Source organism: Marinomonas gallaica, assembly GCF_049821165.1.
Classification (GTDB): Bacteria; Pseudomonadota; Gammaproteobacteria; order Pseudomonadales; family Marinomonadaceae; genus Marinomonas; species Marinomonas gallaica.
Genome location: NZ_CP187511.1, coordinates 2,499,670 through 2,523,664 on the forward strand (window position 1 = coordinate 2,499,670; position 23,995 = coordinate 2,523,664).

25 protein-coding genes are annotated in these 23,995 nt (G+C 43.7%); 15 read left to right on the plus strand and 10 right to left on the minus strand.

The window, feature by feature from the left end; all coding sequences use genetic code 11:
- Positions 1-82 precede the first annotated feature (82 nt).
- On the minus strand, positions 83-568 hold the full coding sequence (locus ACPUEK_RS11700) for a putative 4-hydroxy-4-methyl-2-oxoglutarate aldolase (protein ID WP_425640860.1): 486 nt from the start codon (positions 566-568) through the stop codon (positions 83-85).
- A 97-nt stretch (positions 569-665) separates the two neighbouring features.
- Positions 666-1,181 (minus strand): hypothetical protein, encoded by a 516-nt coding sequence (locus tag ACPUEK_RS11705; protein ID WP_067038260.1) that lies wholly within the window; start codon positions 1,179-1,181, stop codon positions 666-668.
- Positions 1,182-1,217: 36 nt separating this feature from the next.
- On the opposite strand from ACPUEK_RS11705, the gene ACPUEK_RS11710 reads away from it, so the two are divergent.
- Complete coding sequence (locus tag ACPUEK_RS11710; RefSeq protein ID WP_067038259.1) at positions 1,218-2,369, plus strand: M14 family metallopeptidase; 1,152 nt, start codon at positions 1,218-1,220, stop codon at positions 2,367-2,369.
- Between the two features lie 91 nt (positions 2,370-2,460).
- Here ACPUEK_RS11710 and ACPUEK_RS11715 read toward each other — a convergent pair whose 3' ends face one another.
- On the minus strand, positions 2,461-3,117 hold the full coding sequence (locus tag ACPUEK_RS11715) for an START domain-containing protein (protein WP_425640861.1): 657 nt from the start codon (positions 3,115-3,117) through the stop codon (positions 2,461-2,463).
- Between the two features lie 355 nt (positions 3,118-3,472).
- Between ACPUEK_RS11715 and ACPUEK_RS11720 the strand changes: the two genes are divergently transcribed.
- Complete coding sequence (locus ACPUEK_RS11720; RefSeq protein WP_425640862.1) at positions 3,473-4,567, plus strand: DUF748 domain-containing protein; 1,095 nt, start codon at positions 3,473-3,475, stop codon at positions 4,565-4,567.
- 63 nt (positions 4,568-4,630) lie between these two features.
- On the opposite strand, the gene ACPUEK_RS11725 is transcribed toward ACPUEK_RS11720, so the two are convergent.
- Both ACPUEK_RS11725 and ACPUEK_RS11730 read right to left on the minus strand, forming a co-directional pair.
- A complete protein-coding gene (locus ACPUEK_RS11725) occupies positions 4,631-5,110 on the minus strand; it encodes a DUF934 domain-containing protein (protein WP_067218745.1) in 480 nt (159 codons plus the stop codon).
- A complete protein-coding gene (locus ACPUEK_RS11730; protein WP_067218747.1) occupies positions 5,094-6,755 on the minus strand; it encodes a nitrite/sulfite reductase in 1,662 nt (553 codons plus the stop codon). Before ACPUEK_RS11730 ends, ACPUEK_RS11725 begins: the two co-directional genes overlap by 17 nt.
- 232 nt (positions 6,756-6,987) lie before the next feature.
- On the opposite strand from ACPUEK_RS11730, the gene nfuA reads away from it, so the two are divergent.
- Positions 6,988-7,569 (plus strand): Fe-S biogenesis protein NfuA, encoded by a 582-nt coding sequence (gene nfuA, locus ACPUEK_RS11735; RefSeq protein ID WP_067038254.1) that lies wholly within the window; start codon positions 6,988-6,990, stop codon positions 7,567-7,569.
- A 79-nt stretch (positions 7,570-7,648) separates the two neighbouring features.
- Here nfuA and ACPUEK_RS11740 read toward each other — a convergent pair whose 3' ends face one another.
- Together ACPUEK_RS11740 and ACPUEK_RS11745 are read right to left on the minus strand one after the other, a co-directional pair.
- Entirely contained in the window at positions 7,649-8,725 is a 1,077-nt protein-coding gene (locus ACPUEK_RS11740) for a 3-deoxy-7-phosphoheptulonate synthase (protein WP_425640863.1), read from the minus strand.
- Positions 8,726-8,909: 184 nt separating this feature from the next.
- Positions 8,910-9,671, minus strand: coding sequence for a sulfite exporter TauE/SafE family protein (locus tag ACPUEK_RS11745; RefSeq protein ID WP_067038252.1), 762 nt, complete (start codon positions 9,669-9,671; stop codon positions 8,910-8,912).
- Positions 9,672-9,784: 113 nt separating this feature from the next.
- Here ACPUEK_RS11745 and cysB point away from each other — a divergent pair, with 113 nt between their 5' ends.
- The gene (cysB, locus tag ACPUEK_RS11750) at positions 9,785-10,759 is read left to right on the plus strand and encodes an HTH-type transcriptional regulator CysB (RefSeq protein ID WP_067038251.1); all 975 of its coding nucleotides are present in this window, start codon (positions 9,785-9,787) and stop codon (positions 10,757-10,759) included.
- A gap of 69 nt (positions 10,760-10,828) precedes the next feature.
- On the opposite strand, the gene ACPUEK_RS11755 is transcribed toward cysB, so the two are convergent.
- Complete coding sequence (locus tag ACPUEK_RS11755; protein ID WP_425640864.1) at positions 10,829-11,626, minus strand: ATP-grasp domain-containing protein; 798 nt, start codon at positions 11,624-11,626, stop codon at positions 10,829-10,831.
- 215 nt (positions 11,627-11,841) lie between these two features.
- On the opposite strand from ACPUEK_RS11755, the gene ACPUEK_RS11760 reads away from it, so the two are divergent.
- The 11 genes from ACPUEK_RS11760 (at position 11,842) to ACPUEK_RS11810 (ending at position 22,091) form a co-directional block, all read left to right on the plus strand.
- On the plus strand, positions 11,842-12,510 hold the full coding sequence (locus tag ACPUEK_RS11760) for a response regulator (RefSeq protein ID WP_425640865.1): 669 nt from the start codon (positions 11,842-11,844) through the stop codon (positions 12,508-12,510).
- A gap of 2 nt (positions 12,511-12,512) precedes the next feature.
- Positions 12,513-13,907, plus strand: a complete 1,395-nt coding sequence (locus ACPUEK_RS11765; RefSeq protein WP_425640866.1) for an ATP-binding protein — start codon at positions 12,513-12,515, stop codon at positions 13,905-13,907.
- A gap of 148 nt (positions 13,908-14,055) precedes the next feature.
- Positions 14,056-14,901 (plus strand): ectoine/hydroxyectoine ABC transporter substrate-binding protein EhuB, encoded by an 846-nt coding sequence (gene ehuB, locus ACPUEK_RS11770; protein WP_425640867.1) that lies wholly within the window; start codon positions 14,056-14,058, stop codon positions 14,899-14,901.
- Positions 14,902-14,922: 21 nt separating this feature from the next.
- Complete coding sequence (gene ehuC / locus ACPUEK_RS11775) at positions 14,923-15,582, plus strand: ectoine/hydroxyectoine ABC transporter permease subunit EhuC (RefSeq protein ID WP_425640868.1); 660 nt, start codon at positions 14,923-14,925, stop codon at positions 15,580-15,582.
- A complete protein-coding gene (ehuD, locus tag ACPUEK_RS11780) occupies positions 15,582-16,259 on the plus strand; it encodes an ectoine/hydroxyectoine ABC transporter permease subunit EhuD (RefSeq protein ID WP_425640869.1) in 678 nt (225 codons plus the stop codon). The genes ehuC and ehuD overlap by 1 nt, the downstream gene beginning before the upstream one ends.
- Complete coding sequence (gene ehuA / locus ACPUEK_RS11785; protein ID WP_425640870.1) at positions 16,256-17,029, plus strand: ectoine/hydroxyectoine ABC transporter ATP-binding protein EhuA; 774 nt, start codon at positions 16,256-16,258, stop codon at positions 17,027-17,029. Before ehuD ends, ehuA begins: the two co-directional genes overlap by 4 nt.
- Before the next feature lie 84 nt (positions 17,030-17,113).
- Positions 17,114-17,827, plus strand: coding sequence for a ZIP family metal transporter (locus ACPUEK_RS11790; RefSeq protein ID WP_067218763.1), 714 nt, complete (start codon positions 17,114-17,116; stop codon positions 17,825-17,827).
- A gap of 71 nt (positions 17,828-17,898) precedes the next feature.
- Entirely contained in the window at positions 17,899-19,071 is a 1,173-nt protein-coding gene (locus ACPUEK_RS11795; RefSeq protein ID WP_425640871.1) for a benzoate/H(+) symporter BenE family transporter, read from the plus strand.
- A gap of 7 nt (positions 19,072-19,078) precedes the next feature.
- Positions 19,079-19,702: a GntR family transcriptional regulator gene (locus ACPUEK_RS11800; RefSeq protein ID WP_067218769.1), complete on the plus strand. Its 624-nt coding sequence runs from the start codon at positions 19,079-19,081 to the stop codon at positions 19,700-19,702.
- A gap of 24 nt (positions 19,703-19,726) precedes the next feature.
- Positions 19,727-21,397, plus strand: a complete 1,671-nt coding sequence (locus ACPUEK_RS11805) for a tetratricopeptide repeat protein (RefSeq protein WP_425640872.1) — start codon at positions 19,727-19,729, stop codon at positions 21,395-21,397.
- Positions 21,398-21,407: 10 nt separating this feature from the next.
- Positions 21,408-22,091 carry an ATP-binding protein gene (locus ACPUEK_RS11810; protein WP_425640873.1) on the plus strand — a complete coding sequence of 228 codons (684 nt, stop codon included), beginning with the start codon at positions 21,408-21,410 and terminating at the stop codon, positions 22,089-22,091.
- 12 nt (positions 22,092-22,103) lie between these two features.
- Here the strand turns inward: ACPUEK_RS11810 and ACPUEK_RS11815 are convergent, their stop codons facing one another.
- Positions 22,104-22,763 carry a sensor histidine kinase gene (locus ACPUEK_RS11815; protein ID WP_425640874.1) on the minus strand — a complete coding sequence of 220 codons (660 nt, stop codon included), beginning with the start codon at positions 22,761-22,763 and terminating at the stop codon, positions 22,104-22,106.
- 4 nt (positions 22,764-22,767) lie between these two features.
- Complete coding sequence (locus tag ACPUEK_RS11820; protein WP_425640875.1) at positions 22,768-23,985, minus strand: response regulator; 1,218 nt, start codon at positions 23,983-23,985, stop codon at positions 22,768-22,770.
- Positions 23,986-23,995 lie beyond the last annotated feature (10 nt).

Here is a 23,995-nt window from a genome sequence, read left to right on the forward strand (position 1 = left end):
AAGGGGAAGCCTATGCTTCCCTTTTTTTGTTGTTTGTCGACGCAAAAAGTATTGCGACCGTTACACAGTGTTTTGAGTTCAATTAGGGAAGTGCTAGAGGTTGTTTAGCAACCACAATACCATTGCGATCACAGTAGATGTGGTCGCCATTGGAAATCGTAATACCCGCGAATGAAAGTGTTTTGCCTACTTCTCCAAGGCCTTTTTTCTCGGTCGGCATCGGGTTGGCGCAAATGGCTTTAAGACCTAACGGGACTTTGGACTGTGCAACAACATCGCGAATAGCCCCATGAATTACAACACCTTCCCAACCATTACTCGCCGCTTTTTCGGCGAGCATGTCTCCAAGCAAGGCGCGACGCTTACTTCCGCCACCATCGACGACAAGAACTTTGCCCTTGCCTGATGTTTGCACAAGTTCACGGACACGGCTGTTATCTTCAAAACAATAAACGGTTACCGCTTCACCGTGGAAATGGTCGCGACCACCATAATCCTGAAAAATAGGCTCGGCAATTTGAATGTGGTTAGGGTAAAGGTCACATAGGTCTGGAAGAATGTCTTTCATTACGATTCCTAGAATAATTAAAACTGACTTCACTCTAGAGACATACGCGACGGGGCGCTATAGCACCCCGTTTATGTTCGTTATTTTAAGCGCTGTTTTACGAATCGTCAGTTTCTAATGCGCTCAAATCAAGTAGATCATGGTTGGCGGCAATTTGCAGTAGGCTCATAATTTGTTCATCAGGGCTCAGTAATTGTAGCGGCGTATGTTCGCCTTGCTCTTCACGTGCTTGATGAATATTGACGTCACGTTCGCTAAACCATTGCTCAATTGAGTTAATTTCAAAGGAAGGTTCTAGTCCTTTTGTGTCATATAAGGTCTCGATTAAGATTTCAACGGTTTCAGCATCGACAGCATACATTGTGTCTGTATCGAGTTCGGTTGCCCATTCGGTCAAAATATCTTGAGCTTCGTAGCCGAATTCGTAGAGTTGTTGTTCATCTAAATTTTGTATATTAGGTTCAATGGCGTGACTATGAAGCCATTCGTCATCGGGTGTAACCAATACTTCTTTCACTTGCCCATCGTGTGTCGACCAAGTAATTAGTATTGGAAAGTGCGGTTCGTCTGTTGAGTTAGCGACAGCGCTTATGAATATCGGTAAACTTGCCATAATGTAATTTAACAGCCTAGCGTTAAGGAAGAATGAATGACTAGCCGACTCAAAATCAGCAGTTTCTTTGATGGCGGTAATATTGATGTAATCGACGCCACGGAGCCGGACAATATTAGAGTAAATATCCCCAAAGATACACACTCTGATTTCTACCAGTGGTTCTATTTTCGCCTTCAAGGCGGCATGGGTGAGCAATGTGTCATTCGTTTTGAGAATGCCGCTGATGCTGCTTTTGCTGGAGGTTGGGAGGGGTATCAAGCGGTTGCATCGTATGATCGCGAGAACTGGTTTCGTGTGCCAACTGAGTACATTAATGGTGTGTTAGAAATTACTCATACGCCTGAGCAAGACAGTGTTTATTACGCCTACTTTGCGCCATATAGTTATGAGCGACATTTAGATATGGTGGCTTGGGCGGCAAGTTACGAAGACTGTATTACACATCATATTGGTGAAACGGCCGAAGGTCGTGATATCACTATGTTAGAGATAAGTAAGACACAGGGGTTAGCTAAGAACATCTGGATTATTGCCCGCCAGCATCCCGGTGAAACGATGGCTGAATGGTTTATTGAAGGTTTGTTAGAGCGTCTGTTTGATGAGTCACACCCGATGGCTCGTGCATTGTTGGATCAATGTCGTTTCTATGTCGTGCCAAATATGAATCCAGATGGTGCTGCGCATGGCAACCTGCGGGTAAACAGTAAAGGTGTCAATCTTAACCGAGAATGGAAACGTGCAACAGAAGACCGAAGCCCTGAAGTCTTAGCCGTACAAAAGAAGATGTCTGAAACGGGTGTTGATTTGTTTTTAGACATTCATGGTGATGAAACATTGCCGGTGAATTTTGTCGACGGTTGTGAAGGTGTGCCTAATTTTGATCAGCGTATGGCTGACATGGAAGCCATCTTTGACGATATTTTTACGGCAGTAAGTCCTGATTTCCAAAGTGAAATTGGCTACGAGAAAGTACGTTATGGAGAAGAGACCTTAACGGTTGCTTCAAAGTGGGTTGGTAATACCTATCGTTGTTTATCGCTAACATTGGAAATGCCATTCAAAGACAATCAAAATCTACCCGATGATGTGGTGGGGTGGTCACCAGAGCGCTCTAAAATTCTCGGTGCCGACGTCTTGTATCCGATTTATCATGTGATCAATAGTGAGCATATGAAAGGCGATTAAAATTCTGCTAAAAACTGAGTCGTACGAGCCACCTCCCGATGGCGATTTAGGCTGCTGAGTCCCCGATGCAATCGGGTCGTACGAGTCATGTTTAGGGGTGCTGTAATAAGGCGAGTGTGGAGGCGTTGCGGTATTGATCTTCGCGAAGCAGTTGAGTCATCTGTTCAAATGTTTCGCTGGTTGATTGTACTAATAGATCGTTTGTAACCCATTGAGGCAGGTTACCCGCGGGGTTACCCGAGCCTTGGTAGGTAACTCTGACAAAGCCACCCTCTAGCTGACGCACGTCCCAAGCACCTTCTATATTCTGTATTCGAATATAACCAACGCTCTTAGGTATGTCTTGGCCAAGATCCGAGACGCTTACGGTGTAACCTTGCTGGTCGTCATCAAGATGAATGTGAGTTTTAGTAACCATATCGCGATCTTTGACAGGCCAAGGCGCATCATAGTAGCTATGTACGATGGCATCGAGCCCTGATGAGCTTGTCTGTACCATGATCTTCTTGCAATTAGCCACCCAATCTGGCGCGCGTTCGGCATCTTGCATTAGAGCTAAGAATGCACCAAGTGATGTCTGAACATCTGCGCGAGCTAATATTTCGTATCGTTTGTCTTGAGATTCTTTGGAGTACACTTCAAAGGACGGGCCTTCAGTCTCTAGCGTCCAGTCATTGAGGGAATGCGCGAAGGAGTTTGTTGCCGTAAAAATAAAGGCCGTGGTGGTCAAGTGTGTTAATAGTTTCATCAGTATCGTCATCCGTGGTGTTGTGCATTCCTTATTGCGATGCAGAATCTAAACTAAATAATAGTGATTACCAATAGTTTGGTGCGAATCTTACAAATAGTTTGCAGAGTTCTAAGAACGGTTTATCCCGTTTAGAGGGTTAGGGTCGACATCAATCCGCTTGCTGCGAACGAACTCTGACGCTGGTACGAGATGCTATGTGTCATACGAGCCGTCTCCTGACAGCGATTTTGTGTGTGAAAATCTGGACTGAGTGTGTAAACAATGCATCATTGTTCAGTCTTTTGTGTCCAAAGGTTTGCTGATCATGCTCAAAGCTGCCTAAAGTATGTTGTCTTAGATAGGAAGTCTGCTTATGACTAATAAAGCTAAATACACATGGATTGCGGTGTTAGTAACGCTGGCAACCTTAATCATCGTTGTTCACCTTACGTTGCCTTATTGGGTGACAAGCTTTTTAAATAATCGTCTTGAACGTATCGGAGACTACAGTGGTCGTATTGATCATGTAAGTTTGTCTCTATTTCGCGGCGCTTATCAAATACACGATCTTGATGTGGTTAAGGTAGACGGCACAAAACAAGTGCCTTTCTTTCGAACAAAAGAGATAGACATAGGCTTAAGTTGGTCTGCTTTATTTAAAGGCAAAATTGTTGCCGATTTAGTGTTTCATGAACCAGAATTGAACTTTGTGGACAGTAAAAGCGATCAAAATGACCAGTCTGGTGTAGGAAATGATTGGCGCAAAACGGTAGCAGAACTTTCACCTATAACAATTAACCGTGTTGAAATAGAGAAGGGCACTGTTGCATTCCGAAATTTTGAATCAACCCCCCCTGTGAATGTTCAGCTAAATAATATAGATGCTACTGTTACCAATCTTACTAATGTGGGTAATGGCTCGGGTCGTGTTGCTAGTTTAGATGTCAAAGCCAATGCATTAAATGATGCACTTATGACAATAAATGCCGAATTTGATCCTCTTGCAAAAGCCAACTTCGTAGCGGCGCTGCATTGTGAAGAAATCAGTCTGCCTATGTTGAACGATCTTGCTAAAGCGTACGCCGGCGTTGATTTCAACGGTGGAACAGGCGAGCTAGTGTCTGAGCTTGAGGCCAAAGATGGTCAGTTGACTGGCTATGTTAAGCCGTTGTTTAAAAATGTTGATATATTTGACTGGGAACAAGATGTCGTCGAACAGAGTGAAAACCCTTTCCGCATAGCTTGGGAGGGTATTACAGGTGGTTTAGCTGAGCTTTTTACGAACTCAGTTTCTGACCGATTGGCGACTCAGTTAAACTTTTCGGGCAGTTTAAACGAGCCAGATATCAGTACTTGGCAAGCGATTGTAAATACGGTGAGCAATGCCTTTTTCGATGCTTACAATAATGGATTTGAGGGTTTGTTCAAAAAAGTAACGAATGAATCGCCTACAAGCGTTGATACATAATTCTAAAATGGCACAAAAAAGCCGAGCTAACTGCTCGGCTTTTTAATTTCTGAATAACTTGGTTTAACCGCGGCGTAAGAAAATAGGACGAGGATCAGCGACATCGCCTTGGTAAGCCACATTGAACGGTTTGTTCAGTGTTAGGGCGATATCGAGGTTAACGTCTTCGGCAAACTCGAAGCTGTTAAAGCCACAACGAATTAGATAACCTTGTTGGTCGGCCATAAAGCTACCCAGAGCGCGAATTTCACCTGTGTAGTTCAAACGTTCGCGTAGCAGGCGGGCGTAACTAAAGCCACGTCCATCCATGAAGCTTGGGAAGTTAATGCCGATCACTTCGAACTGGCTAAGGTCAACACCGGCAAGAGGTTCTACACCTTCACCTGCATCAATCCAGATACCGGCAACATTTCCAATGCTGTCTTGGTTATCTAACCATTTTTGCATTGGAACAATGGTCGTGTCGGATGCTGACGCATCAACGTCTTGTTGCCATACATAAGTATTATCGACGATCTCGCCGTTCTTAATTAGCTTTGGCATAAGCGGCCTCTTTGAATGGTTTGATACCGATACGACGGAAGGTATCGATGAAGCGCTCTTCTTCGGTTCGGTTATCAACGTAAACATTAATAACTTTCTGAATTACGCCGCCAACTTCTTCTTGGGCAAAGGATGGGCCAAGAATCTTACCGATGGACGCATCATGACCTGAAGCACCACCAAGAGATACTTGGTAGAATTCTGCGCCTTTCTTATCAACGCCTAGAATACCGATATTGCCGACGTGGTGGTGACCACAAGCATTCATACAACCAGAGATGTTTAAGTCTACTTCGCCGATGTCGTATAAGTAATCAAGGTTATCAAACGTTTCTTGGATTTGCTCAGCGATCGGAATGGATTTCGCGTTAGCAAGACCGCAGTAATCACCACCAGGACAACAGATCATGTCTGTTAGTAATCCTAGAGTAGGCGTGGCAAAACCATTTTCTTTGGCTGCTTCCCAAAGTTCCACCAACTGATCTTGGCGAACATCGGCTAATACAAGGTTTTGCTCGTGACTGACACGTAGCTCACCAAAGCTGTACTGGTCTGCAAGATTCGCGGCTTTTTCCATTTGATCAGCGGTCGCATCACCGGGTGCTTGACCGGGCTTTTTAAGCGATAGCGTAACAATACGGTATCCCGCTTTTTTGTGGTCAAAGGTATTACGCTCATACCAACGAGCAAAAGCGCTGCTGTCTGCTAATTTTTCAGTCAGTATAGAAGGCTGCTCTTCTAGTGTTTCGTAAGCTGGCTCAGTAAAAAAGCTCGCTAAGCGGTCAAACTCGCTCATAGGCACTGTGCTTTCTGTGCCGCGCAAGTGCTCCCATTCCGCATCAACACGCTTACGGAACTCGTCAATACCCAGTGCTTTTACAAGGATCTTAATACGCGCTTTGTATTTGTTGTCACGACGACCTTGTTGGTTGTAAACACGAATGATCGCATCTAGGTAAGTCAACAAATCTGTGCGAGGAATAAAGTCACTAATGGTTTCCGCAATCATTGGTGTACGGCCTAAACCACCACCAACAAGGACTTTGAAACCTACTTCACCGGCATCGTTTTTCTTCAATTGAAGGCCGATATCATGTACTTGTACTGCCGCACGGTCCGCTGACTCAGTCGCACACACAGCAATCTTGAATTTACGTGGTAAGAATGCAAATTCAGGATGGAACGTAGACCATTGACGGATCAGTTCACAGTATGGTCGAGGATCAGCTACTTCATCAGCAATAACGCCTGAGTACTGGTCTGTTGTCGTATTACGAATACAGTTGCCGCTCGTTTGCACGGCATGCATTTCAACTGTTGCAAGCTCTTCCAGAATGTCTGGCACATCCTCAAGCTTGGGCCAGTTTAATTGCAGATTTTGGCGCGTACTAAAGTGGCCGTAACCACGATCGTAGCGACGAGTGATGTCCGCAAGAAGGCGTAGCTGCTTGCTAGAGACCATGCCATAAGGAATGGCGATACGTAACATCGGCGCGTAGCGTTGGATGTATAAGCCATTTTGTAAGCGTAGAGGAAGAAATTCTTCTTCTTTAAGCTCATTATTCAGATAGCGGCGAGTTTGGTCGCGAAACTGCGCAACACGCTCTTCCACTAGCTGCTGGTCAATTGCGTCGTATTGATACATAAAAGACTGAACCGTTGTTGTATAAATTCTTAGGTATGCTAAATCTACCAAAATTCCGTTATTCCTAAAATGAATATTTCTCTATATCTTTAAAAATAAATGGACTAACAGCTGGATGCAGCTTATTCAATTAGGAAAAAATACCTTAGTTGTTTACTAGGTCTTCTGTTTTACCTTGAGAGTGCGGTAACATAGCCCCATAGACACATCACACGTTTCAATAAGGGTGAGCATGAACATTACAATTACTGACAGCGCACAAGAGTACTTATCAGGCCTACTTGATAAGCAAGGTATAGATGGCATGGCTGTGCGCATGTTTATTCAACAACCAGGAACACCGTATGCTGAGACTTGTCTTGCATACTGCCGACCAGATGAAGTAGTAGAAACGGATGAACTTGTAGATCTACCAAAACTTCGTGTTTACTTGGAGGTGAACTCTGTTCCTTTCCTAGACGAGGCCTTTGTAGATTACGCTACAGAAAAAATGGGCGGTCAGCTTACGATCAAAGCACCGAATGCTAAAATGCCTAAAGTAAGCCCAGACAGCCCGATTGAAGATCAAATCAATTACGTTCTTTATTCTGATATCAACCCAGGTCTTGCTGCACATGGCGGCGAAGTTAAGTTGGTAGAAGTGATTGACGGAGAAGTGGCAGTACTTCAATTTGGCGGTGGTTGCCAAGGTTGTAGTGCGGTAGACCTAACGTTGAAAGAAGGTGTTGAGAAAACGCTGATCGAAAAAGTGCCGGGTCTTAAAGCTGTGAAAGACGAAACCGATCATACGGTGACAGATAACGCATTCATGTAATGTAAGTTATTCGCTTTTAAGATACAAAAAAATGGAGCCTTTAGTTGGCTCCATTTTTATTTCTGTATTTTGTTTCTTGTTACGAACGAGAGCGCTTAGGCAACACGTCTTTTAAAGTCTCCGCCATTTCTAGCAGAGTTTTCTCTGTGGCTTCCCAGTCGATACACGCATCGGTAATGGATACGCCGTAATTCAAATCAGCTAAATTTGCAGGTACTTTTTGATTGCCCCAGCCGATGTTACTTTCAATCATTAGGCCCATGATCGAGTTGTTGCCGTTAACGATTTGACTCGTTGCATCCAACGCGACTTCTGGTTGGCGTTCAGGTTTCTTAGCTGAGTTTTCGTGCGAGCAATCAATCATGATGTTGTGTTTGAGACTTGCTTTGGTCAATTCAGCTTCGCTTTGCGCTACGTGTTCAGTGCTGTAGTTCGGTAAGCCATTGCCACCACGTAATACAAGGTGGCCGTATTCGTTGCCTTTTGTGTTTACAATGGTGACTTGGCCACCTTCATCAATGCCTAAGAAAGAGTGTGGGTGCGATACAGACTGCATGGCATTAACAGCAACGGTCATTGAGCCATCGGTGCCATTTTTGAAGCCGACCGGACCAGATAGACCGGATGCCATTTCACGGTGTGTTTGTGACTCCGTAGTACGAGCTCCAATTGCAGACCAGCTAATCAAGTCTTGGTAGTATTGCGGAGAAATAGGGTCCAACGCTTCGGTTGCGAGTGGCAAGCCCATTTCAGAAAGGTCTACCAGCAATTTACGAGCGATACGCATACCTTTATTGATGTCAAATGTACCATCAAGGTTTGGATCGTTAATCAGGCCTTTCCAGCCAACCGTCGTGCGCGGCTTTTCAAAGTAAGTACGCATAACAATGTACAAAGAATCACTTACTTTTTCCGAAAGTGCTTTAAGACGACGGGCGTAATCTAAAGCGGCTTCTGGGTCATGGATGGAGCAAGGGCCAATGACAATCGCCAAGCGATGATCTTTACCATCCATAATGTTTTTAATGACATCACGTGAGCTGGCAATCTGTTCACGAATGTCATTGTTTAGCGGTAGTTCTTTTTTTAGTTCTTGAGGGGTAACTAAAGAACTGAATGAGGCAATGTTTAAATCCTCAAGGCGTGAATCACTCATCTCTAAATTCCTAATATAACTTTTTGTGCAATATGATTGCTTGTTTTTTTATGTGACAAGTACAGTACCTTTTTTCTTTTTAAGAATGAAGCCTGTTTGGTAAGAAAAGTACGATAAATTCGCGTTGAAATGAAAAAGGCACTCAATTTGAGTGCCTTTTAGAAATTGCCGTTCTATGGGTAGATTAAAAGAACAGGTATTTCACGCCAAAGCTAGCCAGCGCTGTTGCTAGTATGGGCTGCAAGACCTTATTGGGAACGAATGAAGCAGCCTTGGTACCAATGTAGATAGCGGGTATAGAGCCGATTAGCAGTCCTGCTAATAGATTATAGTCGACATTGCCAAGCAATACGTGCCCAAGGCCCGCTACTAAAGTTAACGGTACCGCGTGCGCCAAATCGGTTCCTACCACATTACGAGCTTGCATTGCTGGGAACAGCAGCATCATCATGGCGGTACCCAAAGCGCCTGCCCCGACAGACGTTAGCGTTACAAACACCCCAAGTACTAAGCCACATACGAAAATAGCAGCCGTACCGTCTTTCTCGGTCATGTTAGGTTTAAAGAGCCCACTTAGGCGTTTTCGGAATATGATAACGGCCGCAGTAATGATTAGCATGACACCTAACGTGCTGGTTAAAAGGTGTTGATAATGTTCAGGATGCTCGAAGTTTGATAGGGCCCATACGGTTAGGAGTGAAGCAGGTAAACTGCCAGCCGCCATTGCACCCATAATGCGCCAATTTACATTGCCGCGTTTAGCATGCATGACAACTCCCGTGCATTTAGCGATACCGGCATACAATAAGTCTGTACCTATTGCTATGTGTGGAGGAAAGCCAAACATGAGTAGAAGAGGGGTCATCAATGATCCGCCACCAACACCTGTAATACCAACTGCTAAGCCAACGCCAACGCCAGCCAATATGTACCAAATGAAATCCATCGTTTTCTATCTTTGTCAGATTTAGTGTTGGCAACCATAGAGCTTTTTTACTATTCTATAAAGTAATATTTTTTTATGTTTTTAACTCTTTTTAGAATAAGGATAATCGGCGAATGAAGCTACAACAGCTAAGGTACATTTGGGAAGTCGCTCGACATGACTTGAACGTCTCCGCTACAGCTCAAAGTCTTTTTACTTCTCAGCCTGGCGTGAGTAAGCAAATTCGCTTATTAGAAGATGAATTAGGCATTGAAGTGTTTGCTCGCAGTGGCAAGCATTTAACACATGTTACGCCCGCGGGTGAGCGCATTATAGCGTTGGCGGGTGAGATTCTTAACCAAACGCAAAATATAAAAAAAGTCGCGAAAGAATTTAGTGACGAGCGTAAAGGGTCTCTTGATATTGCGACCACGCATACTCAGGCTCGTTATGCTTTACCTAATATTATTCATGACTTTATTGATGGCTACCCTGATGTGACACTGCATATGCATCAAGGTACACCAATGCAAATTGCCGAAATGGCAAACGACGGTGTTGTGGACTTTGCAATCGCAACAGAAGCTCTAGAGATGTTTGGTAATCTTGTTATGCTGCCTTGCTATACTTGGAATAGATCCGTTGTAGTGCCTAAAGATCATCCTTTAGCAAGCGTTGAAAAGCTAACGCTTCAAGCTTTAGCTAAGCATCCTATTGTGACGTATGTCTTTGGTTTTACGGGGCGCTCGCAGCTTGATGATGCTTTCCAAACGGCGGAACTTGAACCCAATGTTGTTTTTACGGCGGCTGACTCTGATGTCATCAAGACCTATGTTCGCTTGGGATTGGGTGTCGGTATCGTGGCAACGATGGCGTACGATGAAGCGGCAGACAGTGATCTAGTGGCATTAGATGCGTCACATTTGTTTGCGGACAGCACGACTAAAATCGGTATCCGAAATAACACTTTCATTCGTGGCTATATGTATAAGTTTATTCAGTCGTTTGCGCCGCATTTAACTCAGGACCTTGTGATGCAGGCAATGGAGGCGCCAACGCGTCAAGATGTCGAAGTGCTTTTTGAGCATATTGAACTGCCGCGTTACTAAGCCGTTGAGTGAATCAAAACACTTTTAAGAAAGAGAGCCTAGGCTCTCTTTTCAGTTATGGCGAACTGGCTAAACCGCTTGGTCTGTGGTGATGACTGTCGGTAGGATATTTGAATGCAAATACTCCATAATTCCAGTATCCACGCTTTTTTGTAAGTCTTTTACACCTTGGTTGCCAAACATACGGTTGTATTCGATCAGATAAGGGGTAGCGCCGACCATGGCAACGTCAAATCCACCATGATCGATTCCCAAAGTACTGGCAACATACTCTACAAGCTCTAGTGCTTCTTTTGGAATCAGTGCAACTTCGACTTTACCGCCTTGGCTAATATTATTGTAAAACCCTTGCTCGGCCTGTAACCGCCAATATCCAGCAACAACTTTATTGCCAACCCAGACGATACGTAAATCACGGTCAATGGGAAGATATTCCTGAGCATAAATAACCGAAGATTTTTCGGTGTATTCTCGCCATTGGATAGAGTTGTCGATTAAAAACACACCATTTCCCATGCTGCTTCGGGGGATTTTTGCCACAAATGGTGTTGGCATAATGTCCCATATACGATCGGCTTCGTAGGGGGTGTTCGAAACAATTTCTGTATATGGGTGATTCATGGGAATGATCGCCATAAATGTCCGTGTCATTTCTATTTTGTCATGACCTATCATGTAAGAAGACAAACTTGGGAAAATTTGTTTTTTAAGGCCATGAACAAGCGCATTTAATTGCCAATACTCTGGAAATAGAATCCAGTCTGCTGCACGAATGGCATCAAGATGCGCATACATGTTTTCAGGCTTAATGTAGTGGACATTAGGAAGGTGTAATGACCTAAGTGCGTCAAAAGAAATAATTTTCAATTTAGCCAACCTGCGAGTTAAGAGGACGCGATAGTAAGACCAATTAGATAAATCTCAAAGTATTATTTTTGATTGTTTTGTCAGAAAAGACTAGGGGCATTGCAGTGCCATAATAAAACAGAAATGCGCTTACAAAACCGGTGTTAAGGCATGCTTAAGAATAGTAATGTAGCGTTAAGAGTATTAAATATTGAATACGTTAAGGCAGTCGTAGCATGAGAATATTAGTGGTTGAAGATGATACGTCATTGGGTGACGGGCTTTGTGTGGCTTTAAAAAGGGAAGGGTTTACAGCGGATTGGCTGACGGATGGCTTGCAAGCCATGCAGGCGATTGAGCAAGAAACCTTTGACTTGGTGATTCTTGACCTTGGTTTGCCGAGAATGGATGGTATGTCGATTTTAACCAAAATCCGCGAAAAAGCCATCGCCGTCCCTGTTTTGGTGTTAACGGCCCGTGATGGCATTGATGATCGAGTGGGTGGTCTCGATGCGGGCGCAGACGATTATGTCGTAAAGCCCTTTGATCTGGTCGAAATAATGGCGCGCATCCGTGCGATTGTACGGCGTTCAAAAGGCAGGGCTGTTTCCTTAATTACACATAATGACATTGAACTTTCGCCTGATAGCATGCAAGTGACGTATCAAGGAAAGGGCGTCACTCTGACGCGCAGAGAATATGTATTACTGTCTGAACTGCTTTCTCGGCCTGGTCATGTCTTTACCCGCGATGCGTTAGTGCAGTCCCTCTACGGTTGGGGCGAAGAAGTAGAAAGTAATGCTTTAGAAGTCCATATCCATCATTTACGTAAAAAATTCTATTCTGAGCTGATACGCACTATTCGTGGTGTCGGGTATGTAATAGAAAAACCAGTTGGAGACTAGGCTTGCTTCAGAATAAGTTACCTAACTCGATTAAAAAAAGAACCCTAGTATTGGTTATGTCAGTGTTTGCTTTCACCAGTATTTTGTTGGGTATTGTGGGGGTGATTGCCGCTAATCATGAAGTTGAGGAGTTATTTGATGCGCGATTAGCACAACAGGCACGTTTATTGTTACATCTTACCAATGATGACATTAACGCGGGAAAAGACGCCCCGACGTTCGTTTATCCAAGTGTCATCAGCGACTTTGAGCAGTATGACGTTTCAGAGGCAGGCCATAATTATGAAAGTAAGGTGCATTTCAGCATATGGCGTAATGGAAAAGTGGTTGTTGCGTCAGACAGTCTCTCTATTAAGCCAGAAGTTGATGATGGAAATGGCTTTGGTTATGCCGATAATGGCGCATTTGAGTGGCGTACATTTGAATTGAAAACGAGCCTAAATGAGGGTGAAAACTCACGTATTGTGGTGGCTGAGCGATCTGATGTGCGTGATGAAATGGTGACAGAAATAGTACTTAATTCAGTGTTACCAGAATTGATTGGTTGGCCTTTGATCGCTGTTTTTGTATGGATGGCCGTTGGTGTCGGCTTAGAGCCTTTGAAGCAATTAACCAGTCGCATCAAATTAATTGAACCCTCACAATTGAAGCCAGTAAATCTAGAGAATGTGCCTCAAGAATTGGTGCCAGTTCAGCAAGCTATAAACAGTCTTTTGTTGTCTATTGAGCAATTAATTGGCCGGGAAAAACGCTGGATTGCAGACGCGGCGCATGAGCTTAGAACGCCTTTAGCGGTGCTACGGCTGCATGCTCAAAATGCGGAATCGGCGCTAACGACCGAAGAGCGTGAGCACGCCTTAAAGCAGCTACAGAGTGGTGTTGATAGAAGTACGCGGATCGTTGCACAGTTGCTTTCCTATGCACGCGTTGAAAGCCAAATAAAACAAAACACGCCTTTGTTGAGCATTGATGTAATGAAGGTGACGCGACGCGTCGTTGCAGAGCTTTATCCAATGCTCTGGGAAAAACGCATTGCGATTGAGACGAATAGCAGCGAAGACCTTCTATTGTATCCAATTGAAGAGTCACATCTTGAAATTATTCTTCAAAACTTAATATCAAATTCAGCGAAGTTTACACCTCAAAATGGATTGGTTTCTATTGACTGGTCGATGGATGATGCAGGTCTAAATTTAATCTTTAAAGATAATGGTTCAGGTATCAATGAATCTGACTTGTCTAGATTAACAGAGCGGTTTTATCGTGGTAGCGATGTATCAGGCGCAGGCCTTGGTTTGTCTATTGTATCTTCATTAACAAAGCATTATTCGTGCAACTTGGCCTTTCTGAGAAACGAGCCTAGTGGGCTTATCGTGCAGCTTAAATTTCCTCTCTAATTTTTTTTATCGCCATTTAAACCTAATAGAGCATCTCCATTGATCGAAATAAATCATTAGAGCTCAAATATATTTGATTGTTTTTCTGATATTCACTAAAGTAATTAGCGTTTTATAGTTTGAGCTCTAAATAAATTACGGAGGAATTATGAGTTTTAAAACGTTAAATATGGTGGCGCTGTCTATCGCTGCTGCGACTATTTCAAGTGTGGCATCGGCTGATACTCTGGCAGATATCAAAAAGTCAGGCGATATTACGATCGGTGTTGCGAATGAAGTGCCTTATGGTTACACGACGCCAAGTGGTGAGCCTGCGGGTGAATCACCGAGTATTGCCCTACATGTGCTTAATAAATTAGGTGTCGAGGATGTCAACGTAGTTGTCACTGAGTTTGGTGCGTTGATTCCAGGGCTAAAAGCGGGTCGGTTTGACGTCATTGCTGCAGGCATGTACATCACTCCCAAGCGTTGTAAGCAGGTATTGTTTTCTAATCCTACTTACAGTATCGGAGAGGGATTTTTGGTTAAGAATGGTAACCCAAAAGATCTTCATGGCTATGCCGATGTTCAAGCGAATGATGTGAAAATAGGGGTCATGTCTGGTGCTGTAGAGTACGGTTATGCCAAAGATTTTGGTATTTCTATGAATAAAATTGTAACTCTACCGGATTACCCTTCCGGCGTTGCAGCACTCAAGGCTGGGCGTATAGACGCATTAGCTGGCACATCTTTGACAATGGCCACTTTAGCGCAGAAAGATGATCGAGTGAGCTTGGCGCAGCCATTCGACGAATTAATTATTGATGGCAAGTCAGTAAAAGGCTACGGCGCTTATGGGTTTCGTCAGGGTGACGAGAGCCTTCGCGATGCCTTTAATAAAGAGCTCGCTAGCTTTATAGCCACACCAGAGCATATTGATCTGGTAACAGAATATGGTTTTGGCCAACATACTTTGCCAGGAAATATGACCGCCGAGCAGTTGTGTCAGCCCTAAAGTAATCAGGAGATAGCATTTATGCCTTTTGGCGAAATTGTCTCGATCTTACTTGAGGGTACTTGTGTCACGCTTAAAATCGTGGCCTTTGCTCTTCCTCTGGCGGCTATTATGGCATTTACATTTGGTTTATTGCGAATGTATGCACCGAAGCCTATTAAGTATGTGTCTGTGGCGTATATTGAATTTTTTCGTGGTACCTCTGCGTTAATCCAGTTGTATTGGATATATTTTGTCTTGCCTTTCTTTGGGGTGTCTATCGATGCCATGACGGCGGGCGTTCTTGCAATAGGTCTTAATATTGGGGCTTACGGAACAGAAGTGGTTCGAGGGGCCATGCAGTCTGTTCCCAAAGGACAATATGAGGCGTCTGTCGCGCTGAACTTTACCTCCAGTCAACGATTGTGGCGTATTCTGATGCCACAAGCCTTGGTCAATATGATTCCTCCGTTTGGAAACCTCGCAATAGAACTAGTGAAAGCAACTTCTTTGGTGTCTCTGATTACGATTGCTGACTTGACGTATCGAGCAAAGTCTTTAGCAGATATGACACTTCAAGTGACGGAGATCTTCGCCGTTGTGTTGGTGCTGTATTTTGTTATAGCACAAGTGTTAGCGTTTTCTTTTAAAGGCATCGAGAAACGTTTGAGTCGTGGGCTTGGGCGTGGAGGGCTGGACTAATGATTAGCTTTGATTGGGACTGGGCATTTGTGTTGGAAATATTGCCCATGATCTTGAGTGCTGCCAAAGTGACTTTGTTGGCAACGTTGTTAGGGAGCATTCTGGCAATTCTTGTTGGATTAAGTTTTGCTCTACTGCGCCGAAGCAAGCTAGTGCTTTTAAGAGTGGTGACCTATTGGGTCGTCGAGTTCGTGCGCAGTACTCCGTTATTGGTCCAGATTTTCTTTTTGTATTACGTTTTACCGGAGTTCGGTATCAGTATGTCGCCATTGCTAACAGGGGTTTTGGCATTAGGGCTACATTATGGTGCTTACTTATCCGAAGTCTTTCGAAGTGGTATCGATGGTATTGAGAAAGGCCAATGGGAAGCAGCGAGAGCTTTGAATCTAACAACTTACGATACTTACAAGGATATTGTTTTACCTCAAGCAATCCGTCCGATGATACCTGCAACGGGCAATTACATCATTGCCATGTTTAAGGAAACGCCTCAACTTTCGGCGATTACCTTGCTGGAAATGCTGCAAGTTGCCAAAATAATTGGCTCAGAAAATTTCCGATATTTAGAGCCATTTACTCTGGTGGGTATTTTATACCTTGTGTTCAGTTTAGTCGCTGCATATGGCATTCATTGTATTGAGCGACGCTTTCCAAAAGAAGGGTTCACGTTACGATGAAGCAACCACTCATTGAGTTTAAAAATGTCGAAAAACGTTTTGGCGATACAGTGATATTTAGGGATTTTAATTTCTCTGTCGAAGAAGGTGAGATTGTTTCGATAATAGGACCAAGTGGATCAGGTAAAAGTACCTTGCTGAGAATCTTGATGACGCTTGAGGGCATTGAAGGTGGTGTCGTCAGGGTGGCAGGCAAACCGCTGTGGCATAAAGAAACCGATAAGGGCTTGGTGCTCGCTGATGAGAAGCACTTGCATGAAATGCGGAATCATCTAGGGATGGTGTTTCAGCACTTCAATTTATTTCCACATATGACGGTTAAGCGTAATATCACCGAAGCGCCAATGCGCGTTCAGGGTAAAACAAAAATAGAAGCAAATAAGATAGCAGACGAATTGCTGGAGCTCGTTGGTTTATCGGATAAAGCGGATATGTATCCAAATTCTTTGTCTGGTGGACAAAAGCAACGTGTCGGCATTGCGCGGGCCTTAGCAATGCAGCCCGCTATATTGTTGTTAGATGAGATTACTTCAGCGCTTGATCCTGAGCTGGTTGAGGAGGTTCTTGATGTTATTCGTAATCTTGCGTTGAAACATAGTTTTACGATGCTTTTAGTGACACATGAAATGTACTTTGCACGTGAAATTAGTGATCGGGTATGTTTCTTTGATCAGGGCGCAATCGTAGAAGAGGGTGAGCCTGAAACGCTGTTTATTCATCCTAATGAAGAGCGCACAAAAGCATTTCTAAAGGCCTATATGAGCCAATAACTATTGTTGTAATATCAACGAGCGTTTACGCTCTCTTAACACCGCCAAATGGCGGTGTTTTATTTTGTAACAAGGAACATTGGAATGCCGGAGTGGATATATATATTGCTGTTAACGTTATTGGCCGGCGCTGCGATTCCTCTGGGAGGGTTGTTGGCGACGGTAGATTCTATTCGCCCCAACTGGCTGGATGAAGAGCTACGGCACAGTATTACAGCATTTGGCGGCGGAGCACTTTTGTCCGCCATTGCACTGGTTTTGGTACCCGAGGGCATTGAATCGTTTTCTGTAATCACCAGTGCGTTACTGTTTTTAGTGGGTGGTTTGCTTTTTATGTGGGTGGATATTTGGCTGTATCGACATAATACTTCTGGCGGACAACTGGTGGCCATGGTATCTGACTTTATTCCTGAATCTATTGCATTAGGTGCTTCTTTGGCACTTGGTAAAGGGTCGTCATTGTTGCTCGCCAGTTTGATTGCAATGCAAAACCTCCCCGAAGGGTTTAATGCATTTAGAGAGTTAAGGGAATCCAGACATTACAGTAGCCGTAAAATACTGTGGCTTTTTACTATATTGGCGCTTATTGGCCCTGCTGCGGGTCTGGTAGCTTACTACTGGTTATCTAGTTATAGCTCTGTAATCTCGGGCATTATGCTGGTTGCTGCCGGCGGTATTTTGTATGCAGTGTTCCAGGATATTGCGCCTCAGGTTCGTTTAGATAAACACTGGGCGCCGCCGCTAGGTGCGGTTCTTGGTTTTGTGTTGGGCTTAGTTGGATACATGTTGCTTCACTAAAGCGATACAAAAATAAAAATGTATACAAAAATATATTCTGATATGCTTGCTTTTCTAGAAGGGAGTAAATCATGAGAAACGTATTTTCTGACATTAGCTTAAGTGCAGTCGTCGCGGGTTTTGTGGCGGTTTTAATAGGGTTCGCCAGTTCAGTAGCGATTGTGTTTCAGGCAGCCGATGCTGCTGGTGCGACAGATGCAATGAAAGTCTCATGGATTATGGCCCTAGGTATTGGTATGGGGGCTACCTGTTTCTTTTTATCTTTATGGTACAAAGCACCCGTTATTACAGCATGGTCTACACCTGGCGCAGCACTACTGGCTACGAGTTTAAACGGTGCAAGTTACGCGGAGTCTATCGCTGTGTTTATCTTTGCAGGTGCGCTTGCGTTGATATTAGGTGTGTCTGGTTTATTTGACCGATTGATGCGTTGGATTCCTTTACCGATTGCATGTGCAATGCTCGTAGGCGTTTTATTTAACTTTGGCGTTGCCATCTTCAAGTCCCTAGAAGCCAGTCCTGTTGTTGTGTTGGTAATGTTGCTGGCCTATCTTATTAGTAAAGTTATCTTACCTCGCTATGCGGTAATCGTTGTTTTAATGGCGGGTGTCATAATGGTTTTGTTTCAGCCTCATACAAACTTTGCCGACATTCCTTTATCCATCGGCGCACTTGAGTGGGTGACACCTGAATGGAATACCTCTTTAATTTTAGGGGTAGGGGTACCTTTGTTTATTGTGACTTTAACATCTCAAAATATTCCAGGCGTTGCTGTAATGCGCGCTAGCAATTATGAAACACCGGTCTCAAATATCATCTCTTGGACAGGTATAAGCACTGTTCTTTTGGCTCCGTTTGGCGGGTTTGCATTTAATTTAGCGGCCATTACCGCGGCAATTTGCAGCGGTAATGAGTGCCATAGGGATCCATCGAAGCGCTATATTGCAGGCTTATCTGCAGGTGTTTTTTATGCTATTGCTGGCTTTGCTGGTGCCACCGTGGTCGGGTTATTCTCGGTATTCCCTGCAAGCATGATCGCGGCTTTAGCAGGTATTGCTTTGTTAGGTACAATTGGGGCTAATTTAAAAGCAGCGTTTGACGATGAGCGATACCGAGAGCCGGCACTGATTACTTTCTTAACGACGGTGTCAGGTGTCTCTTTTTTTGGTGTTGCGTCAGCATTTTGGGGGATTTGTTTTGGTTTGTTGGTATTAATGATTCAAACAATCAAGAAAGCGTCGTAAAAAACATATGCTTGAATTATTGGATCAATTGAAAGCAGATATTATCAATGGGTGCCTAGAACGAGGTCGTCCATTGCGTCAACAAGAGCTATCAGAGCGTTATAACGTCAGTCGTATTCCGATTAGGGATGCGATATCAGTGCTTCGCAATCAAGGTTGGCTTGTCGCCCATGGTAAAGCGGGGGTGATGGTACCTGAATTAAACTGGATGGAAGCAGAAGATTTATATCAAATGCGGTCTCTGCTCGAATGCCAGCTACTAGAATATGCGTTCCCTAATATAACGTACGAGACATTAGGGAAAGCACGTGATATTAATCGAAGCTTAAATGGCAGCGATCTTTCATTGCTTGAGCGCGGTCGTTTAAATTGGAAGCTACACGCAACGTTATACGAAGTCGCGAATAGACCGACCATTTTCAATGTAGTGGCTATACTAAATGAACAGGTTGGGCGGTATATGGGGTTCCAATATGGGCCATTGCAATATCGCGAGATCAGTCAAAATGAACATGAAGAATTGTTGGATCTTTTAACGCAAGAGCAACCGGAACAAGCCATCAGGTTACTTCGTCAGCATATTGAAGTGGCGGGGCAGCAATTGGTTGAGTATTTAAAAGCAACCAGTTAAACGTATTATCAAGGATATAGTTTAGTGGACAGAGCTCTCTTTCAAAATAAAGCCGCTCAGAATTCCTCTATTTATAGTGGATTACAGGCATTGGTTGCTGATGAATTTGAGAATTCACGTGTTTCCATTCGTCAGATGCTTCAGGGCTTAGGCATTCAACATGTAGACCAAACCTCCAGCGGCAAAGGGGTTATCGAGTCGTGTCGTGCAAGACCGTATGACATCATCCTTTGTGACTTCCGATTAACAGGTAATAAAAACGGTCAGCAAGTACTCGAAGAATTACGTCAGTTAGAGCTTTTAAAGCCAACCAATATTTTTATCATTGTGTCGGCTGAAACCAGCCGAGATGTGGTCATGGGGATCATGGAGTCCCAACCAGACGAGTATCTTTCAAAGCCCTTTACTCAAGCGGTTTTAGCTCGACGACTAGAAAGGCAGTTTCAACAGTCGCAAGCGTTATCCAAAATGAAAGGCATGCTGTCTAAAAAACGATATGTTGAATTGATCCCCGAATGTACTAACCATATTAAGCAAGAAGGACGTTACTCTCCGTGGTGTAAGCGGACGCTGGTTGAGGCTTGTTTAGAAACAGGCAAATTTACCGTATTAGAGCAACTTTGTCAGGCTGAGTTGAACGTTCGTGACTTAGATTGGGCGCTGCTCGGTTTGGCGAAAATGGAAGCTAAAAAAGACAACCTCGAAGCCGCGATAGCGATGCTTGAAAAGCTTTTAAGATTGTTCCCACAAACAATCAGTGCTTACGATTTACTTGCTGAATGTCTTGAGAAATCAGGGCGGCTGGAAGAAGCGCAATCGGTTTTAGGGGATGCGATTAAGATATCGCCACGTATTCACAAGCGTCAAAAACATATGGCCACAGTGAGTATGGCAAATGGTGATGCCCAGACCGCTTTAAAAGCTAGCCAGCAAACCGTACGTTTGGGTATTAACTCGATACACGAAAACCCTGACGATTATATTCAGTTGGTCGACATTGTGACGGAGTCCGTAGATTCTGTTGAAAGCAGTGTAGACCGCAAGCGATTTTTGAGCGAGGCCAGCCAAGCACTTACGGTTATTGGCAAGCGCTTTGCCGATGACGATACGGTTAAATTTCGAAAAAGTTTGGCGGAAAGTCGATTTCTTGCTTCACAAGGTCAACAGCGTGAGGCTGAAAAAGCTTTGGCGTCTGCTAAGCAGATTGCCTCAGAACTTGTTGATGGTTTACCGCAAGATCTTGTGGTCGAATATGGAAAGACGCTTTATGGTGCAGGCGAACATGAGCAAGCTGAAATCATGTTGGCTTCTTTAGTGAATGACCATACGATTAGTGATCATTTGAAGCAACAAGCTGCTGACTTCCTAGATGAGCCAGTGAGCTCTTCAGCCAAAGCGCAGGCGAAAGAATTGAATAAAGAAGGTTTAAGTAGTTATTCTAAAAAAGATTATGTGATTGCCATTAAACAATTTAAAACCGCATTGGAGCATTCTCCGCGTCATCCCGGTTTGAATCTTAATCTTGTACAGACCTGCTTAAAGCTTATGGAAGAAAACGGAAAAAATCCGCACATGGTGTCAGAGTGCACCGAAGCTGTGCAGCGCCTTAGGCATGTGACACCGGCCCATAAACAGTACAAACGGTTGACGGCTTTAAGAGAGTACCTCGCTAAACATTATAATGTTGCGTTTTAGGAGATATGAAGTGTCCGAACAAAATCAATTGTCATTTAAAAAAGTGATAGGCGCATCAGTCAAAGACATGCGCAATTCTCTAGGCCAGGTTCAATATAAGCTCGATACTTTAATGGCCGAGCAAACCGACGCCAAGGAGCTTTCAGAGCTTTCTGATGCGCAGTATGAAATGGTACGCATGCAAAATGTGATCAATCAATTACATGGTTTGTATTTACTTGAAAGTGATACGCTAACCGTTCAAATGCAAGAAACGTATGTTCTTGAACTTGTGGAAGATTCTTTAGCGGGGCTTGAAACATTGCTAAAGCATAAGCAAATAGAGGTAGAGTTGGAGGCTGATGACATTAGTTGGTATGTAGACCCTCATTTAATTGCCAATGTTTTGCAGATTATCCTACTGAATGCGATACGCTACACTGAGAATAAAATTTCATTGGTGCTTAATCAAAGCGAAGATGGATTGCTGATTTCAGTAATCGACAATGGTAAAGGGTATCCGCAGTCTGTACTTGATAGTTTTCAGTCGTTGGTAGCAGGGGAGTCCGTTGCAAATGTATCCAGCCAAAACACTAGCTGGTTGTACTGTGAGAAAGTTGCGTTGCTGCATAAGAACAACGCTCTTCAAGGCCATACTCGATTAAGTAATGATTCTGACACTGGTGGTGGGCGCATCGACTTGTTGCTTCCATAGTCAAAGGCCCCGCTATTGTGGCAAGTATATGGCCAGCTTAGCGCCACCTAATGCTGCTGAGGATGCTTTACTAATAAATCCTTTGCGATCCTCAACACTATGGGCCTGTGCAGACAGATCAGCAAAATACAGACCTAACCCCGTATTGGTTTGAAACAGCAGTTCATCCTCTTTCTCTGCTGTTTGTGCGAAACCTTTGCCATCATCTTCGATTGCTATAACTAAGTAATCATTTTCAAGATACGCGCTAATTTGGATGGTAGTCTTAGCAAATCGTAAGGCGTTATAAACCCCAGTGCTGACAACCGAAGTCATAAGCCTTTCATCGAAGACAGCAGTCAAAGACTGATCGGCATTAAACTCCAATAAGAGGTTTTTCGCTGTAGCGGATGGGGTAAGAGCAAAGACCTGATCGTCTAAAAACTCCTCTAGAGCATGACAATCATAAAGAACTTCGTATCCATCTGACGCGAGACGGTATAAATAAAGGTATTCGACCCACTCGTCATTAAGCTGCTTCATACCTTCTTCGACTTTACGTAAAGACTTTTGACCTTCTTGGTCTAGGTTTAGGCGTTTCAACGATTCAAGCTGATACAGGATTGTGCCAAGATGATTTTTACTTTCATGAATGGCGCTGGCTAAAATAGTGCTGATATCGATTTTATCCATAGAATTATGACTTCAAGCTTTTTAGGTGGTCAACGCGTTTTTGTGCAGTTGCACTTGGAGCAGATGCCTGACCTGCTTCAATCTCATGATTCCAAACTTCTTCTATTTGATTCATTGTTTTGTTATCCCCAAGAGCGGAGTAGAGTTCCATCTCAAGCAAATATGCCTCGGTGCGGACTTCTGGAGATTTGAAAAAATTCTGATGGACTTTGTTTAATGTTGTTTGAAAGTTATCAATTTGTCGGGAGGGGATGTCGCCCTCACGTGCCAGAGCAACAATCGAGGCCATATGTTGAATGTACACCTCTGCGTCATTAAAGCAGGAGTGCTTCGCAAGAAATACGGCTCGTCGAAATGACATCTCTGCCATTAAATTATCGCGAACCTCAAGGCTCAGCTTACCTAGCTCTATTTGACGCATTAAATTCTTTGGCGAGCGCCCAACAGCATCGACTAATATAGCTTGCGCTTCTTCATGTTCGCCTTTCTTGACCAGTGTTTTTGCAAGCCAGTCGTAAGCACTTACAAAAAACTTGTTGTCTAACGTAAGTTGTCGAAATTTACTTTCAGCTTTATCTATATTACCAATAAAGTAATGGCATTTGGCTTCGCCAAATGCCGCCCAAGGCATGCGCGACTCTTTTCGGCAGGTTCTAAAAACGGTTAATGCTTCTTTATACCGCTCTAAGCTAATAAGCGAATCACCTACTATTCTGTTGCATCGACTTATTAACGCAGGGTGTTTTTCAGAAACAACTTTCGCTTCGTTTATTGCGGTTTCGTAGTCACTCTTATCTAAGGCTTTGTTAACCTTTAAAAGCAGCTCTTTGTTCTCAAGAAGCTTTAATAGGCGCCGCTCTAGCATAGCTTGAGAGAAAGGCTTCGTGATGTAGCCATCAGGAGCATACTCAATGGCGCCCATAACCATCTCTGTAGATGTTTCAGCGGTCACCATCAAATAAGTAGAGGTATTAGGGATAAGATGCGAGTGACGGACTTCCTCAAGCAGTTGCTGACCGTCTTTACCGTTCCCTAAATTGTAATCAGAGAGAATCACGTCATAGGATCGACTGCGTAAGAGCTCAATAGCACTTTCAGCTTTCATTGCTATTTCAATGGATTTAAAGCCAAAATCATTAAGCATTTTTTTCTGCATGATTCTAGCTTCAGCCATATCTTCTATCAGTAATGCTGTTTTATCTGAAAAGTTTGGCTTACTCATCCCGATTGAA

Excerpts from the sequence above, each read along its gene's own strand:
- ACPUEK_RS11700 (WP_425640860.1), bottom strand. The coding sequence starts at position 568 with ATGAAAGACATTCTTCCAGACCTATGTGACCTTTACCCTAACCACATT.
- ACPUEK_RS11705 (WP_067038260.1), bottom strand. The coding sequence starts at position 1,181 with ATGGCAAGTTTACCGATATTCATAAGCGCTGTCGCTAACTCAACAGAC.
- ACPUEK_RS11710 (WP_067038259.1), top strand. The coding sequence starts at position 1,218 with ATGACTAGCCGACTCAAAATCAGCAGTTTCTTTGATGGCGGTAATATT.
- ACPUEK_RS11715 (WP_425640861.1), bottom strand. The coding sequence starts at position 3,117 with ATGAAACTATTAACACACTTGACCACCACGGCCTTTATTTTTACGGCA.
- ACPUEK_RS11720 (WP_425640862.1), top strand. The coding sequence starts at position 3,473 with ATGACTAATAAAGCTAAATACACATGGATTGCGGTGTTAGTAACGCTG.
- ACPUEK_RS11725 (WP_067218745.1), bottom strand. The coding sequence starts at position 5,110 with ATGCCAAAGCTAATTAAGAACGGCGAGATCGTCGATAATACTTATGTA.
- ACPUEK_RS11730 (WP_067218747.1), bottom strand. The coding sequence starts at position 6,755 with ATGTATCAATACGACGCAATTGACCAGCAGCTAGTGGAAGAGCGTGTT.
- nfuA (WP_067038254.1), top strand. The coding sequence starts at position 6,988 with ATGAACATTACAATTACTGACAGCGCACAAGAGTACTTATCAGGCCTA.
- ACPUEK_RS11740 (WP_425640863.1), bottom strand. The coding sequence starts at position 8,725 with ATGAGTGATTCACGCCTTGAGGATTTAAACATTGCCTCATTCAGTTCT.
- ACPUEK_RS11745 (WP_067038252.1), bottom strand. The coding sequence starts at position 9,671 with ATGGATTTCATTTGGTACATATTGGCTGGCGTTGGCGTTGGCTTAGCA.
- cysB (WP_067038251.1), top strand. The coding sequence starts at position 9,785 with ATGAAGCTACAACAGCTAAGGTACATTTGGGAAGTCGCTCGACATGAC.
- ACPUEK_RS11760 (WP_425640865.1), top strand. The coding sequence starts at position 11,842 with ATGAGAATATTAGTGGTTGAAGATGATACGTCATTGGGTGACGGGCTT.
- ehuB (WP_425640867.1), top strand. The coding sequence starts at position 14,056 with ATGAGTTTTAAAACGTTAAATATGGTGGCGCTGTCTATCGCTGCTGCG.
- ehuC (WP_425640868.1), top strand. The coding sequence starts at position 14,923 with ATGCCTTTTGGCGAAATTGTCTCGATCTTACTTGAGGGTACTTGTGTC.
- ehuD (WP_425640869.1), top strand. The coding sequence starts at position 15,582 with ATGATTAGCTTTGATTGGGACTGGGCATTTGTGTTGGAAATATTGCCC.
- ehuA (WP_425640870.1), top strand. The coding sequence starts at position 16,256 with ATGAAGCAACCACTCATTGAGTTTAAAAATGTCGAAAAACGTTTTGGC.
- ACPUEK_RS11790 (WP_067218763.1), top strand. The coding sequence starts at position 17,114 with ATGCCGGAGTGGATATATATATTGCTGTTAACGTTATTGGCCGGCGCT.
- ACPUEK_RS11795 (WP_425640871.1), top strand. The coding sequence starts at position 17,899 with ATGAGAAACGTATTTTCTGACATTAGCTTAAGTGCAGTCGTCGCGGGT.
- ACPUEK_RS11800 (WP_067218769.1), top strand. The coding sequence starts at position 19,079 with ATGCTTGAATTATTGGATCAATTGAAAGCAGATATTATCAATGGGTGC.
- ACPUEK_RS11815 (WP_425640874.1), bottom strand. The coding sequence starts at position 22,763 with ATGGATAAAATCGATATCAGCACTATTTTAGCCAGCGCCATTCATGAA.
- ACPUEK_RS11820 (WP_425640875.1), bottom strand. The coding sequence starts at position 23,985 with ATGAGTAAGCCAAACTTTTCAGATAAAACAGCATTACTGATAGAAGAT.